Source organism: Streptomyces sp. B93 (assembly GCF_018070565.1).
GTDB lineage: Bacteria > Actinomycetota > Actinomycetes > Streptomycetales > Streptomycetaceae > Streptomyces.
The window spans coordinates 43,854-58,723 of sequence record NZ_JAGPXL010000029.1; the positions used below are offsets into that span (position 1 = coordinate 43,854).

The 14,870-nt window shown below is 71.2% G+C and carries 14 protein-coding genes; 8 read left to right on the top strand and 6 right to left on the bottom strand.

The genetic code is table 11. The features are described from left to right. Nucleotides 1-204: 204 nt before the first annotated feature. The 4 genes from KBY47_RS24615 to KBY47_RS24630 are packed head-to-tail and all read left to right on the top strand — an operon-like array spanning nucleotide 205 to nucleotide 4,774. Complete coding sequence (locus KBY47_RS24615) at nucleotides 205-2,451, top strand: glycoside hydrolase domain-containing protein (protein ID WP_210924294.1); 2,247 nt, start codon at nucleotides 205-207, stop codon at nucleotides 2,449-2,451. Between the two features lie 40 nt (nucleotides 2,452-2,491). After that, nucleotides 2,492-3,250 (top strand): hypothetical protein, encoded by a 759-nt coding sequence (locus tag KBY47_RS24620; RefSeq protein ID WP_210924392.1) that lies wholly within the window; start codon nucleotides 2,492-2,494, stop codon nucleotides 3,248-3,250. Nucleotides 3,251-3,264: 14 nt separating this feature from the next. Continuing rightward, nucleotides 3,265-3,777 (top strand): hypothetical protein, encoded by a 513-nt coding sequence (locus KBY47_RS24625; RefSeq protein WP_210924296.1) that lies wholly within the window; start codon nucleotides 3,265-3,267, stop codon nucleotides 3,775-3,777. Between the two features lie 28 nt (nucleotides 3,778-3,805). After that, on the top strand, nucleotides 3,806-4,774 hold the full coding sequence (locus KBY47_RS24630; protein WP_210924298.1) for a hypothetical protein: 969 nt from the start codon (nucleotides 3,806-3,808) through the stop codon (nucleotides 4,772-4,774). A 25-nt stretch (nucleotides 4,775-4,799) separates the two neighbouring features. Here the strand turns inward: KBY47_RS24630 and KBY47_RS24635 are convergent, their stop codons facing one another. The 5 genes from KBY47_RS24635 to KBY47_RS24655 form a co-directional block, all read right to left on the bottom strand. Beyond that, on the bottom strand, nucleotides 4,800-6,206 hold the full coding sequence (locus KBY47_RS24635; protein ID WP_210924301.1) for a HAMP domain-containing sensor histidine kinase: 1,407 nt from the start codon (nucleotides 6,204-6,206) through the stop codon (nucleotides 4,800-4,802). After that, nucleotides 6,206-6,934 (bottom strand): response regulator transcription factor, encoded by a 729-nt coding sequence (locus tag KBY47_RS24640; RefSeq protein ID WP_210924303.1) that lies wholly within the window; start codon nucleotides 6,932-6,934, stop codon nucleotides 6,206-6,208. Before KBY47_RS24640 ends, KBY47_RS24635 begins: the two co-directional genes overlap by 1 nt. 94 nt (nucleotides 6,935-7,028) lie before the next feature. Further along, nucleotides 7,029-7,655 carry an FMN reductase gene (locus KBY47_RS24645; protein ID WP_210924305.1) on the bottom strand — a complete coding sequence of 209 codons (627 nt, stop codon included), beginning with the start codon at nucleotides 7,653-7,655 and terminating at the stop codon, nucleotides 7,029-7,031. Further along, nucleotides 7,652-8,755 (bottom strand): LLM class flavin-dependent oxidoreductase, encoded by a 1,104-nt coding sequence (locus KBY47_RS24650; RefSeq protein WP_210924394.1) that lies wholly within the window; start codon nucleotides 8,753-8,755, stop codon nucleotides 7,652-7,654. Before KBY47_RS24650 ends, KBY47_RS24645 begins: the two co-directional genes overlap by 4 nt. Nucleotides 8,756-8,839: 84 nt before the next feature. Then, nucleotides 8,840-9,265, bottom strand: coding sequence for an ester cyclase (locus KBY47_RS24655; protein WP_210924308.1), 426 nt, complete (start codon nucleotides 9,263-9,265; stop codon nucleotides 8,840-8,842). Between the two features lie 183 nt (nucleotides 9,266-9,448). Here KBY47_RS24655 and KBY47_RS24660 point away from each other — a divergent pair, with 183 nt between their 5' ends. Continuing rightward, nucleotides 9,449-10,228, top strand: a complete 780-nt coding sequence (locus KBY47_RS24660; RefSeq protein ID WP_210924316.1) for an SDR family NAD(P)-dependent oxidoreductase — start codon at nucleotides 9,449-9,451, stop codon at nucleotides 10,226-10,228. A 30-nt stretch (nucleotides 10,229-10,258) separates the two neighbouring features. Here KBY47_RS24660 and KBY47_RS24665 read toward each other — a convergent pair whose 3' ends face one another. Continuing rightward, nucleotides 10,259-11,452: an RtcB family protein gene (locus KBY47_RS24665; RefSeq protein ID WP_210924318.1), complete on the bottom strand. Its 1,194-nt coding sequence runs from the start codon at nucleotides 11,450-11,452 to the stop codon at nucleotides 10,259-10,261. 207 nt (nucleotides 11,453-11,659) lie between these two features. Between KBY47_RS24665 and KBY47_RS24670 the strand changes: the two genes are divergently transcribed. From KBY47_RS24670 to KBY47_RS24680, 3 genes are all read left to right on the top strand, one after another. Next, nucleotides 11,660-12,508 (top strand): DUF3558 domain-containing protein, encoded by an 849-nt coding sequence (locus KBY47_RS24670; protein WP_210924320.1) that lies wholly within the window; start codon nucleotides 11,660-11,662, stop codon nucleotides 12,506-12,508. Between the two features lie 128 nt (nucleotides 12,509-12,636). Then, nucleotides 12,637-13,485 (top strand): DUF3558 family protein, encoded by an 849-nt coding sequence (locus KBY47_RS24675; protein ID WP_210924322.1) that lies wholly within the window; start codon nucleotides 12,637-12,639, stop codon nucleotides 13,483-13,485. A gap of 92 nt (nucleotides 13,486-13,577) precedes the next feature. After that, entirely contained in the window at nucleotides 13,578-14,864 is a 1,287-nt protein-coding gene (locus KBY47_RS24680) for a DUF2637 domain-containing protein (protein ID WP_210924324.1), read from the top strand. The last annotated feature ends 6 nt before the right edge of the window (nucleotides 14,865-14,870 follow it).

The window sequence follows — 14,870 nt, forward strand, 5'->3', positions numbered from 1 at the left end:
GGCACTCCAGGCCCCCCTCATCGGCCGCCACTCACCGTCACCGACCGCAGTCGCACCGGGCGCTCCACCGACCGCGCCCCGGCAACTCCCCGTCACACACGGCGGCTTCGCCCTGCCTTCTCCCCCTTCCGTCTCCCCTCCCCCTCGTCCCCACCGCCCGCCGCTCACCCTGCCCACACACCGCAGCACGAAGGAGGGCCACCCATGGCCGACGAGATGGTGCTCAGAGCCCAGAGGTTCGTCAATCAGGTCTACGGCGGCAGAATCGGCATGACCGTCACCGAGGACGGGCGCACGGGCTGGAACACCATGTACGCCCTGACCCGCGCCCTCCAGTGGGAACTCGGCATCACCGCGCTGTCGAACAGCTTCGGGCCCACGACGCTCTCCACCCTCAGGTCGAAGTACCCGAGCCTCAACGCCTCCACCATGCCGTCCGCCGACTTCTGCCGGATCATCCAGTCCGCGCTGTACTGCAAGGGCTACGACGGCGACGGCATCGAGGGCGTCTACACCGACCGCGTCGCCGCGGCCGTGGCGTCCCTGAAGGCCAACATGGGCGTCGGGGGCACGTTCCCCGGCAGCAGCCTGGAACCCAAGGTGTTCAAGGGCCTGTTGAACATGGACGCCTACGTCACCGTCAACAACGGCTCCGACACCATCCGCGAGATCCAGCAGTGGCTGAACGGCCGCTACGTCAACCGCGCCGACTTCTACGTCATCCCCTGCGACGGCCACCACTCCCGCGACGTCGCCAAGTCCCTGCTGCTGGCCATCCAGTACGAACTCGGCATGGCCGACGGCACCGCCAACGGCGTCTTCGGCCCCGGCACCCAGTCCGGCCTGCGCAATCACACCGTGGCCGTCGGCACCACCGGCACCTGGGCGCTGCTGTTCACCGCGGGCATGATCCTCAACAAGCGCAGCGTGCCGTTCGGGAACTTCACCTCCACCGTCGCCGACGGGGTGCGTGTCTTCCAGTCCTTCGCCAAGCTCCCCGTCACCGGCATCGGCGACTTCCAGACCTGGGCGTCCCTGCTGGTCTCCTACGGCGACCAGAGCCGCGCCGGTGAGGCCTGCGACGGCGTCACCAAGATCACCCCGGCGCGGGCGCAGGCGCTGAAGGACGCGGGCTACAAGTACGTCGGCCGCTACCTCTACAACCCGTCGACGACCTCACTGCCGGAGAAGGAGATCCAGCCGGGCGAGCTGGAGACGATCCGGCAGTACGGGCTGCGCTGCTTCCCGATCTACCAGACGTGGGCCCGCTCGGTGGACTACTACAGCCCCCAGCAGGGCGTCCTCGACTGCGCCAACGCCACGTACAAGGCCGAGGAGCACGGCTTCAAGTCCGGCAGCCGGATCTACTTCGCGGTCGACTACGACGCCGTCGACGACGAGGTGACCTCGCACATCCTGCCGTACTTCCAGAGCGTCAAGAGCCACATGGACCGCACCGGAAGCGGCTACCGGATCGGCATCTACGGGCCCCGCAACGTCTGTTCCCGGGTCTCGGCCGCCGGGTACGCGGACGCCAGCTTCGTGTCCGACATGTCCTCCGGGTTCTCCGGGAACCTCGGCTACACGCTGCCGGAGAACTGGGCGTTCGACCAGATCGTCACCAAGTCCGTCGGCTCCGGCGACGGGGCCATCGAGATCGACAACAACATCGCCTCCGGCCGCGACACCGGCCAGGCCAGCTTCGACCCCGCGCCCTCGCTGAAGCAGGACATCTACTTCAACTTCGACTACTGGGGCGCCCTGGCCTCGGAGGCCACGGAGTACATGCGGTCCATCGGGCGCGGTGAGACGTCGACCAGCATCTACACCCGGCTGGAGTGCCTGAACGCGGTCTTCGAGGAGGACGACGTCATCACGGCGACCGCCCGCCGGTACCGGATGCGCAAGGCCCTCATCCAGACCTCCGCCTTCTGGGAGTTCTGCCACTACGGCAACGAGGACGCCAACGTCGACGGCGGTGTCGGCCTCTACTACACCGGCGTCCTGCCGGACTGGGCCCAGCACCTCCCCGGCGTCGAACGGGCCCAGGACTCCAGCACCGGCATCGGCCAGATCCAGGGCCGGGTCGGCATCCTCGCCTGGAACCACTGCATCAACGCCGGGCTCGTCGACGGGGAGATCCTCGACCCCACCGACGTACGCCCCGACCCGGACGCCGACCGGTACAAGATGTGGCTGCGGCTGCTCACGGACAACTCCTTCAACGTCCGCACCATCGGCCTCGTCCACATCTGGGGCGCCGACGGCAAGCCCGGCGACGTCGCGGAGAGCCCGATCCGCCGCCCCGCCCTCGACTACACCGAGACCGAGATCTACGAGGTCCTGCGCCGCTACCAGGGCCCGGCGGAACCGGCGTTCAGCGACGCCCAGCTGCGGATGCCGCTCTACGCGATCTTCGAGAAGTACAACCGCGTCGTGCGCGAGGCCTGACCCGAGAAGCCCCACCGACCACCAGGAAGGCTGACCCGTGATCAACATCGACCTGTCCCGCAGACGCGCCCTCACCACCGCCGCCGGGGTCACCGCCGCCGCGGGCCTCACCGGCGTGGGACTGGGTGCCGTACCGGCCGCCGCCGCCCCCGCCGCCGCGCCGAAGCCCCTGAAGGACGACGACCTCAAGGAAGCGCTGCGCCGCTTCGAGGCGCGCCGCCGCCGCACGCTGACCGGCCGCCCGTCCGCGAACGGCTGGGAGATGCACAAGGCCGTCGACGCCGACAGCGAGCTGGCCACCTGCCCGGTGCCCGGCACCGGACTGAGCGTGGTGGTGCGCACCGGGGACGTGGAGACCGTACTGGTGCACGTCGTGCGCCGCTTCCACTACGAGGTCGACACCCTCGGCCTGCCCGGCGAACCGGCGCCCCTCCAGGGCTGGACCGCCCCGTCGAAGGTCCGCGACAGCGGCCTGCCGCAGTCCGCGCAGGCCTCCGGCACAGCCGTCGTCGTCCGCCCCGGCTCCTTCCCGCCCGGCGTCCGCGGCGGCTTCACCAGGGCCCAGGAACTGGTGATCCGCGACATCGTCGCCGACACCGAGGGCGTCGTCCGCTGGGGCGGCGACGACCGGCGCCCGTACGAGGGCCTGTTCTACGTCGCCGTGGCACCCGGCGACCCGAAGCTGGCCCGCGTCGCCGAGGGCCTGCGCGCCGCGCACGAACGGCCGGGCGCCGGGGCCGGGGTCCTCGTGGACGCCACCGAGCCGTCCCGGCGCCGCCGCGCCGCCCGCCACCAGTGACCCGGGAGGAACCCATGAAGATCACCAAGCTGCGGGCCGCCCTGTCCGCCGCCACCACCGCCGTGGCCGCCACCGCCGGACTCCTGGCGACCGCCACCCCCGCCCAGGCCGCCACCTACTACGTCACCGACAACTGCGACGTCCCCTGGATCAACTGCTCCTACGGCGACCTGTGGATGGTCTACAACTCCAAGGAGTACGCCCTCAGCGGCGGCAAGATCCTCTCCAGCTGGGCCAGCTTCTACGGCAACGTCCACGACTACGACGGCACCAGCCAGTACCAGGGCTCCACCCTGTCGACGTACGTCTACGTCTTCAACGGCAACGGCAACGGCAGCGGCCAGCGCGTCAAGAACAACGCCGCCTCCGTCCGCAACTGCGCCCCCGCGGACAACTACCGCGTCTACTACAACTCCGGCTACCAGGGCCACTCCCAGTACTTCGGGCACGCCTCCGCCTACGACTGCCCCTTCGTGAACCTCGACTCGACGCTGAAGAACGACAACGCCTCCCAGCACTTCGCGTGACCCGGCCCCGGACCCAGGAGAGACGCCGATGACCCACCGCACCAAGGCACCAGCCATCGCCCTCCTCGCCGTCTGCGCGGGCCTGGTCACCAGCTGCGCGGCCCCCGGCGGCGCCCCCGACCGGGGCACCCGGGCCGAACCGGTCGCCGAGGCGGGCTCGGCCGTCGACCGGAGCAAGTGGCCCAAGGCCGACCCGAACGGACTCGCCAAGGGCCTCGAACTGCCCCTGGAGCGCTACATGCAGACCTACGAGGAGACCGTCACCCTCGACGACGCCGAACGCCGCCTCCAGAGCGAGTGCATGGCCGAGTACGGCCTGGAGGTCGCCTTCCCGCCCGCCGGGATGAACCCGCCGCCGAACGACAACGACGCCAACATGGAACGCCGCTACGGCATCACCGACCGCGCCGCGGCCGAGAAGTACGGCTACGGGCTGCCCGAGGACCTCCAGCGCCAGCAGCGCACCGAGCTGCCCGCCCTCACCCAGCCGCAGGTCGAGGTGCTCTCCGGCCGCACCAGCCTGAACCCGGCCGACACCGGCGCGGCCCCGGCACGCGCCAGCTTCAACGGCAAGAAGATCCACAAGGACGGCTGCGCGGGCTGGGCCGACGACACCCTCGGCACCCGGAACCTCGACTTCACCCTCGTCTCCGAACTCGACGGGCAGAGCCTGGTGAAGTCGCGGGAGACACCGGAGGTGCGGGCCGTGCTCGCCGACTGGTCGGCCTGCATGAAGGACAAGGGCCACACCGTCGACGTGCCCTACAACGCCATCGACCTCGCCCCGCGCGCCGGCGACACCCCCTCCGCGGAGGAGATCGCCGTCGCCGTCGCCGACATCGACTGCAAGGAGTCCACGAACCTGGTCAGGACCTGGTTCACCGAGGACGCCAGGATCCAGCGGGAGCAGATCGCCGAGCACCGCGAGGAGCTGACCGCGCTGCGCAGGGGCCACACCGGCGCCCTCACCGCCGCCGAGGCCGCCCTCGGCGGCTGACCCGCGGCCCCGCGGCGCCGGACGCTCAGCCCGTCCGGCGCCCCACCGTGAACCCCAGCACCGAGCCGCCCCCGTCCCGCCGGTAGGCGAACGGCGCCCCGCCGTGCGAGAGGGCCACCTCCCGCACGATGGACAGCCCGAGCCCGGAACCCGGCAGGGCGCGGGCGTCGGCGGCCCGGTAGAAACGGTCGAAGACCCGGGTCAGGTCGTCGTCGGCGATCCCCGGACCGCGGTCGAGGACCTCGACCCGCAGCGGCCGCCCGGGCGACTCGCCGTCCGGCCCGGACACGACGATCTCGATCGGCTCATGGCCGTCGGCGTCGAACTTCGCCGCGTTCTCGACCAGGTTGGACAGCGCCCGCGTCAGCAGCACGGGCCGCCCCTGCGTCACCGTGCCACCGCCCGCCCGCACCACGATCCTGCGCCCGGTACGGCGCCGGGCCAGCGCGGCGACGTCCTCGGCGAGGTCGGCGAGGTCGACCCGCTGCGGCGGCTCGGCGTCGGACTGCCCGGCCGCCAGCTCCACCAGCTCGTTGACCAGGTCGGTCAGCTCCCGGGCCTCTTGCCCGAGGTCGGCGACGAGTTCCTCGCGGGCCTCCGGCGGGAGTTCGTCGATCCGGCGCAGCAGGGAGATGTTGGTGCGCAGTGAGGTCAGCGGCGTCCGCAGCTCGTGCCCGGCGTCCTGGACGAGGCGCCGCTGGTCCTCCTCCGACTGGGCGAGGCGGCCCAGCATGCGGTCGAAGGCCCGCCCGAGGCGGCCGACCTCGTCGTAGCCGGTGACCGGGACCTGGATGCCGAGCCGCCGGGTGCGGGCGACGGCCTCGGCGGCGTCGGTGAGGACGACCAGGCGGCGGGTGATGCGCCGGGCCAGCCACCAGCCGAACAGCCCGGCGGCGACGACGACCGCCGCCATCAGCAGCCAGGTCCGCTGCTGGAGGGTGCGCAGCAGGTCCTCGGTGTCGCTGAACTCCTGCGCCACCTGCACCGCGCCCCGCCCGCTGCCGAGCGCGACGGTGGCGACCCGGTACACGTCGCTGCCGACGTCGACGTCCTGGTGCTGGACGACCGTCCCGGCGCCCGCCGCGCCCGCCACCTCCCGGTCGGCGCCGGTGACGGGGAGGCCGGGGCTGCCCGGGTCGACGATGTCGCCGTCGGGGCCGAGCACCTGCACGTCCGTGCGGGCGGGGCGGACGAAGTCATGGCCGGGCCCGGAGGAGAAGTCGGCCGGTTCCATCCGGTTGGCCCGCACCTCGGCCCGCAGGTCCTGCACGACCTCCGCGAACACCGACTGCTGGTCCACCCGCACCAGCCGGGCCGCCGCGTTGTACGACAGGATGCCGACGACGACGGTGACGGCGGCCGTCACCGCCGCGAAGGACACCGCGAACGTCGTCCCCAGCGACAGCAGCCGCAGCCGCCGCCCCCGGCTCATCACTGCTCCCGCAGTACGTAACCCACGCCCCGGACGGTGTGGATCAGCTGCGGCGCGCCCGGTTCGTCGAGCTTGCGGCGCAGATAGCCGACGTACACGGCGAGGTTCTTGGAGCCGGGGCCGAAGTCGTAACCCCAGATGCGGTCGTAGATGGTGGCGTGGTCCAGGACGATGCCCGCGTTGCGGACCAGCAGTTCGAGCAGCTCGAACTCGGTGCGGGTCAGCTCCAGTTCACGGCTGCCGCGCCAGGCGCGCCGGGCCCGGGGGTCCATGCGGATGCCGGCGGCGTCGATGAACCGCGGGTCGGGCAGCGGCCGGGGGACGGTCTCCGGCGCGTCGCTGGTGAGGGGGCCGCCGTCGGGGCTGGTGCGGCGCAGCAGGGCGCGCAGCCGGGCGAAGACCTCCTCGACGTCGAATGGCTTGACGACGTAGTCGTCGGCGCCCGCGTCCAGGCCGGCGATCCGGTCCTGGGTCTCCACCAGCGCGGTCAGCATCAGGATCGGGGTGCGGTCGCCCTCGGCGCGCAGCACCCGGCAGACCTGGAGGCCGTCGATGCCCGGCATCATCACATCGAGGACGAGGACGTCGGGCGGGGTGCGGTGGGCGCTGGCCAGGGCCTCCACTCCGTCGGCGACCGCGGTGACGTCGTAGCCCTCCAGGGTCAGGGCCCGCTCCAGGGCGTGCCGGATCGCGCGATCGTCCTCGGCGAGCAGAACAGTGGGGGCCACGGGTCCAGTGTGGCAAAGCGGCCCGGCCGTACGACCCGGGGTTCGGGGTACGGCCGGGCTTCTTACCGGGATCTCACCGGGACAGCGGGCGGTCTCACGCGGTGGGGCGCAGGGCCGCGAGCCGTTGTTCGAACGGGGTGACCTGCTCGAAGGAGTCCCGCCTGGGCAGCGGCCGGGCGGTGGACAGCCCCGCCATCAGCGCCGCGAGTTCACCGGCGGCCCGCTCGATCCGTTCGTCCAGGCCCTCGGCGCCCCAGTCCTCGGAGGCGGCGTAGACCCCGGTCGGGACGACGACGGCCTTGAGGTAGGCGAACAGCGGGCGCAGGGCGTGGTCGAGGACCAGGGAGTGCCGGGCGGTGCCGCCGGTCGCGGCGATCAGGACGGGCTTGCCGGTGAGGGCGTTCTCGTCGGTGACGCTGAGGGCGTCGAAGAACGACTTGAACAGTCCGCTGTAGGAAGCGGAGAACACCGGCGTGACGACGATCAGCCCGTCGGCCGCCGCGACCGCGTCGAACGCCTCGGCCAGCGCCGGGGCCGGGAACCCGTTGGTGAAGGTGTGCGCGATCTCCACGGCGAGGTCGCGCAGCTCGATCACCCGCACGTCGGCGGGCGCGGGCTCCGGCGCGGTGGCGGCCGGTGCGGCGACCGCGGCGAGGCGGTCACCGAGCAGCCGGGTGGAGGACGGGACGCTCAGTCCCGCCGAGACGACGACGAGTTTCATACGGCGGCACCTTCCTCGGACTTCTCGGCGTTCTTCCCGGCGAGCCGGGAGGCGTGGGTGGGCGCGTCCGGCACGTTCTCGGGCCGCCCGGCGGCGAACTCCTTGCGCAGCACCGGCACGACCTCCTCGCCGAGCATGTCGAGCTGTTCCAGCACGGTCTTCAGGGGCAGCCCGGCGTGGTCCATAAGGAACAGCTGGCGCTGGTAGTCCCCGGCGTACTCGCGGAAGGCGAGCGTCTTCTCGATCACCTGCTGGGGCGAGCCCACGGTGAGCGGGGTCTGCTCGGTGAAGTCCTCCAGCGACGGCCCGTGCCCGTAGACGGGCGCGTTGTCGAAGTAGGGCCGGAACTCGCGCACCGCGTCCTGCGAGTTCTTCCGCATGAACACCTGGCCGCCGAGGCCGACGATGGCCTGCTCGGGCGTGCCGTGCCCGTAGTGGGCGTAGCGGGCCCGGTACAGCTCGACCATGCGCTTGGTGTGGTCGGCGGGCCAGAAGATGTTGTTGTGGAAGAAGCCGTCACCGTAGTAGGCGGCCTGCTCGGCGATCTCGGGCGAGCGGATCGAGCCGTGCCACACGAACGGCGGGACGTCGTCCAGCGGCCGGGGCGTGGAGGTGAATCCCTGGAGAGGCGTACGGAACTTCCCCTCCCAGTTCACGACGTCCTCGCGCCACAGCCGGTGGAGCAGGGCGTAGTTCTCGACGGCGAGGTTGATGCCCTGCCGGATGTCCTGTCCGAACCAGGGGTAGACCGGGCCGGTGTTCCCGCGCCCCATCATCAGGTCCATCCGGCCGTCGGCCAGGTGCTGGAGCATCGCGAAGTCCTCCGCGATCTTCACCGGGTCGTTGGTGGTGATCAGGGTGGTGGAGGTGGAGAGGACGAGCTTCTCGGTCCGTGCCGCGATGTACCCGAGCATGGTCGTCGGTGACGACGGCACGAAGGGCGGGTTGTGGTGCTCGCCGGTGGCGAAGACGTCCAGCCCGACCTCCTCCGCCTTCAGGGCGATGGCGACCATCGCCTTGATCCGCTCACGCTCGGTCGGGGTACGGCCCGTCGTCGGGTCCGGCGTGACGTCTCCGACGCTGAAGATCCCGAACTGCATGGACTGCATGGCCGCTCATCCTCCAAGTGGTTGACCGTTCAACTATACCGCTGAACGGCACCGTGGCCACGCTTATTCCACAGCTCAGGCGGGCGGCAGCAGGCCCAGCTGCCCCAGGAAGTCCATCTGGTCGTAGTAGACCCGGTAGCTCACGATCCGGCCGTCCGCCACGGTGGCCATGTCCACCCCGTGGATCCTGACCTCCCGGCCCGTCGCGGGCAACGTCTCACCCGTGGGCAGCTGAAGGGGCCCGCTGTTGCGGCCCCGGTAGAAGCCCTCGTCGATGGCGGTGTCACCGGCCTCGTAGGCGTGCTCCGGCTCGTACCACGCGTCCGGCATCGCCTCGATCATCTGACCCCACCAGCCCAGGATGCTGTCGCGCCCGCGGAACTCCCCGTCGGGCGTGACGGCGACCGCGTCCTCGGCGAACAGCTCCGCCAGGACGTCCGGATCGCGGCCCGTGGTGACCGCCTCCGTGAGCCGGTCCATGACCTCACGCGCGTCTCCCATGACCCACCTCCACACCGGCCGGGCCCCACCCTCGATTTTCCCACCGGCACCGCCCCACGACGACCGCAGAGCGGGACCACGAACCCCCGGCCCGGCCCCCATGCCTATCCTGACCGGGCAGAGAAGGAACGCGTCCCAACCCGTAACCCGTCACACCGGACCCGTCACGCCAGAGGAGCCCCCATGGCAGCCGCCGCCCCCTCCGCCGCCTCCCGCATCGCCGTCGTCACGGGCGCGAGCGGCGGCATCGGCGCCGCCACGGCACGGCAGCTCGCCGCCGCCGGCTACCGCGTCGTCCTGACCGCCCGCCGCAAGGACCGGATAGAGGCGCTGGCCGAGGAGATCAACGCGGCGGGCCACTCCGCGACCGCGTACGCGCTGGACGTCACCGACCGCGCCGCCGTCGACGAGTTCGCGACGGCCTTCACGACGATCGGCGTCCTGGTCAACAACGCGGGCGGCGCGCTCGGCGCGGACCCGGTGGCCACCGGCGACCCGGCCGACTGGCGCCAGATGTACGAGACCAACGTCATCGGCACCCTCAACCTCACCCAGGCCCTGCTCCCCGCCCTGGTCGCCAGCGGCGACGGCACGGTGGTCGTCGTCTCCTCCACCGCGGGCCACGCCACCTACGAGGGCGGGGCGGGCTACGTCGCCGCCAAGCACGGCGCCCACGTCCTCGCCGAGACCCTCCGCCTGGAGATCGTCGGCCAGCCGGTCCGGGTGATCGAGATCGCCCCCGGCATGGTCAGGACGGAGGGCTTCGCCCTCACCCGCTTCGGCGGCGACACCGAACGCGCCGCCAAGGTCTACGAGGGCGTCGCCGAACCCCTCACCGCCGACGACGTCGCCGACACCATCACCTGGGCCGTCACCCGCCCGCCCCACGTCAACGTCGACCTCCTGATCGTCCGCCCCCGCGCCCAGGCGTCCAACACGAAGGTCCACCGCGAGTCCCGCTGACGCCCGTGAAGGGCTGACGCCCCCTGGGGGTCAGCCCTTCACGCAGACGACCTGCTTCAGCTTGGCGACGACCTCCACGAGGTCCCGCTGCTGGTCGATGACCTGCTCGATCGGCTTGTAGGCGCCGGGGATCTCGTCCACGACCCCGGAGTCCTTACGGCACTCCACCCCCCGCGTCTGCTCCTCCAGGTCCTTGGTGGAGAAGCGGCGCTTGGCGGCGTTGCGGCTCATCCGGCGACCGGCGCCGTGCGAGGCGGAGTTGAAGGACCGCTCGTTGCCGAGGCCCTTCACGATGTACGAACCGGTGCCCATGGAGCCGGGGATGATGCCGTACTCCCCGGACCCGGCCCGGATCGCACCCTTACGGGTCACCAACAGGTCCATGCCGTCGTACCGCTCCTCCGCCACGTAGTTGTGGTGGCAGGAGATCTCCTGCTCGAAGGTCGGCTTCGCCTTCCTGAACTCCTTGCGGACCACGTCCTTCAGCAGCGCCATCATGATGCTGCGGTTGTACTTGGCGTACTCCTGCGCCCAGAACAGGTCGTTGCGGTACGCCGCCATCTGCGGGGTGTCCGCGACGAAGACGGCGAGGTCGCGGTCGACCAGACCCTGGTTGTGCGGCAGCTTCTGCGCGACACCGATGTGGTGCTCGGCCAGTTCCTTGCCGATGTTCCGGGAACCGGAGTGGAGCATGAGCCACACCGCGCCGGACATATCCGTACAAACCTCAACGAAATGATTCCCGCCCCCGAGCGTCCCCATCTGCTGGGTCGCCCGTCCCTGACGGAACTTCACCGCCTCCGCGACCCCCTCGAACCGCCCCCAGAAGTCGTCCCACCCCCCGGTGGCGAACCCGTGCAGGCGGCCCGGCTCGACGGGGCTGTCGTGCATGCCCCGTCCCACCGGAATGGCCTGCTCGATCCGCGACCGGAGCCGGGACAGGTCGCCGGGCAGGTCGTTGGCGGTCAGTGAGGTCCGTACTGCGGACATCCCGCAGCCGATGTCCACGCCCACCGCGGCCGGGCAGACCGCCCCCCGCATGGCGATAACGGACCCGACCGTCGCACCCTTGCCGAAGTGCACGTCCGGCATCACGGCGAGGCCCTCGATCCACGGCAGCGTCGCCACGTTCCGCAGCTGCTGGAGCGCCACGTCCTCCACCGACGCCGGGTCGGTCCACATCCGGATCGGGACCTTCGCGCCCGGCATCTCCACGTACGACATGAATCCCCCATGAAACTCAGAAAAGGAAAGGAAAGCCCTGAACGGCAAAACCGGCGCCAAGGTCATCGAAAAAGGACGACGGACCGGCGTCCACGGCAGCGCGTGCGATACACATTGTCTTCCGGCCACACCCCCGCCCGGCAACCGAATAACCAGCGGGGACACTGGATCCACGCAAGCAGCACCAGCAGCGAGAGGAGCCTGACCGTGCAGCGGAAGGCGTACGTACCCGGCGTCGCCGCACTCCTCGCGGCCCTGCTGTCCGGCTGCACCGGCGGCTCCGACGGCGGCGGCACTGCCGACGGCTCCAACCCCGAGGACGCCGGTACGGCATCGGCGACCGCCCAGCCCGGCCGCTACCGCACCCTCCCCGAACCCTGCGGCGCGGTCGGCGAGGACACCCTCGACTCCCTGCTGCCCGGCATCAAGCAGATCACCGACGAGGACCAGCGCGAGAAGGCCTACGCGGGCGAGGCCACCCTCACCTACGACAACGACCGCAAGGTCGGCTGCCGTTGGAAGGTGGAGTCGAGCACCGCCACGGACCACCTCTTCGTCGACCTGGAACGCGTGGTGTCCTACGACAACACCGTCAGCGACGACACCCAGGCCGAGCAGCTCTTCGCGGCCATGCGCGAGGCCGCCGACCTCCCGGAGCCCACGACGTCCGAGACGACGACGCCGACAGCGACGGCCACGGGAACGGGAACGGGATCGGAGACCGGCAAGGCACCCCAGGCCACCGCCACCTCACCGGCCCCGACGTCCTCCCCCTCGGCCTCCCCCCCCACCTCCCCCACGGCCACCCCCACCGGCCTCCAGCCCCGCCTCCTGGACGACCTCGGTGACGAGGCCTTCCTCGACGACGAGCTGAGCCGCGCCGGTTCGACGGCCCAGCAGCGCACGGTGACTGTGGCGTTCCGCACGTCGAACGTGATCGTGACGGTCGCCTACGAGGAGCAGGCGGCGGCCGTCGGAGTCGTACCGGACAGCGAGGAAATGCAGGACAGGGCGCGGAAACTGGCCTCCCGGCTCGCCGGATCCCTGTCCGGTTAGCCGCATTTGACCGATCGGCGGTCACCGCCGTGCCCGGCCCGCGAACGCCGGGAACCCAGGTCGCACGCGTCCCCCACCGCGTACCGTGGCCCCTCGGACCCGATCCGACCGCAGGAACCACGAGCGTCATGAGTGAAGGAACCATGCAGCGACGAGTACAGCGAGACGACGACCAGCGACCCCAGCGGGCCGGGCGGGCGAAGCGCCGCGGCCGTGCCCTCGTCGGCGTGGCCGCCGTGCCCGTGATGCTGATCGCCGCCGGCTGCTCCTCGGACTCCGGCTCCGGCGACGACGCCAAGCAGTCCTCCGAGAGCGCCGCGAGCGCCTCCGCGAGCCCGTCCCCCACCGTGCGGGCGGCGGTCTACGACACGCTGCCCGAGCCGTGCGGGATGCTCGCGAAGAAGACCCTGGAGGACCTCGTCCCCAAGGGCACCAAGGGCAAGGAAGGCCCCTCGGACGACACGGCCACCCGCGCCAACTGCTCCTGGAGCAGCCTCGACAACAACGGCGTCAAGGGCTCCCAGTTCCGCTGGCTGAACGTCTCCCTGCTCCGCTTCGACTCCGACGTCACCCGGGGCGCGGGCGACGAGCGCGCCAGGGAGTACTACGCCAAGCAGGTCGAGGACGCCCAGGCGGTGGCCGACGCCAAGAACACCAAGGCGGAACCGGTCAGCGGCACCGGCGACGAGGCGACCCTGATCCGCTACGACCTGAAGAAGAAGGAAGGCTCCTTCAAACAGCAGACGGTCGTGACCCGGGTCGAGAACGTGGTCATCACCCTCGACTACAACGGCGCGGGCCTCGCCGGCGACAAGACCCCCGACGCCGACGACCTGGCGAAGGCGGCGACGAAGGCGGCCAAGGAGGCGGTCGGGGCGGTGACGGAGACGAAGGGCGCGGCGGACGGCGACGCCGCCACCGACGGCGCCTCGTCGTCGGCCCCGTCATCGGCCTCGCCGTCGGCGGAAAAGGGCTGAGGAATGGACTGAGAGGCATACCGGCCACCCGTTCCCCGTACACATGTGCCACTCTGTTGCGCGCAACAACACGCAGTGGGAGGGGAGTACGGGTGGCCGCGCCCATTCAGCTGACACGGATGCACCGCGTTCTCATCGGCGTGGTGGTCTTCGGTGCCGTCATCATCGCCGGCATCGGCTTCGCGGGCTCCTACGCAGCCGTACGCGAACTCGCCCTCAAGAAGGGCTTCGGGGACTTCAGTTACGTCTTCCCCATCGGCATCGACGCGGGCATCTGCGTCCTGCTCGCCCTCGACCTGCTCCTCACCTGGATCAGGATCCCCTTCCCGCTGCTGCGCCAGACGGCCTGGCTGCTGACCGCGGCGACGATCGCGTTCAACGGCGCCGCCGCCTGGCCGGACCCGCTGGGCGTGGGCATGCACGGCGTCATCCCGATCCTGTTCGTGGTCTCCGTCGAGGCGGCCCGCCACGCGATCGGCCGGATCGCCGACATCACCGCCGACAAGCACATGGAGGGCGTCCGCCTCACCCGCTGGCTGCTCTCCCCCGTCCCCACCTTCCTCCTCTGGCGCCGGATGAAGCTGTGGGAACTGCGCTCCTACGAACAGGTCATCAAGCTCGAACAGGAACGCCTCGTCTACCAGGCCCGCCTGCGCTCCCGCTTCGGCCGCGCCTGGCGCCGCAAGGCCCCGGTGGAGTCCCTGATGCCCCTGCGCCTGGCCCGCTACGGCGTCCCCCTCGCCGAAACCGCCCCCGCGGGCCTCGCGGCGGCGGGCATAGAACCGGCGCTGCTCCCCCCGGCACCGGACCTGCCCGCGTACGCCGAGGCGGCGCCCGTCCCCCCGGCCGCGGCACCCCCCGCCGAGCAGCGCCCTCAACTGGTCGGCAACCCGACCCCGGAGCAGCCACAGCAGGCCCCAGCCCCCGAGGCCCCCGTCGACGAGCCGCAGAACCTCTGGCTCCAGTCCCGCGACCCGCGCACCACCGAGTACCACGGCGGCTACGACCCCAACTACGACCCGGACGCCGCCTACGCCCAGTGGTACGAGGAGCAGCAGCAGGCCGAGGAGTACCGCGACCAGTACGAGGAACCGCCATCCATGGAGGACACCGGCAGCTTCCCCATCCCGGTGGGCCCCAACCGCACCCGCGAACTCGGCGAGGGCGGCGGCACCCCGGCCCCGGAGCCGGACGAGGAAGGCTTCTACCTGGTCTTCAAGCAGTCGATCAGCGGCAGCGGCTACCCGACCCCGCGCGAGTTCAGTGACAACGTCGAGGCGACGTACGGAGTGCCCGTTCCGGACGCCGAGGCCAAGCGCATGGTCATGCGCTTCACCAACCGCCACAACGCGGAACTGGAAGCCGACCACATCGCCTGAGCGACA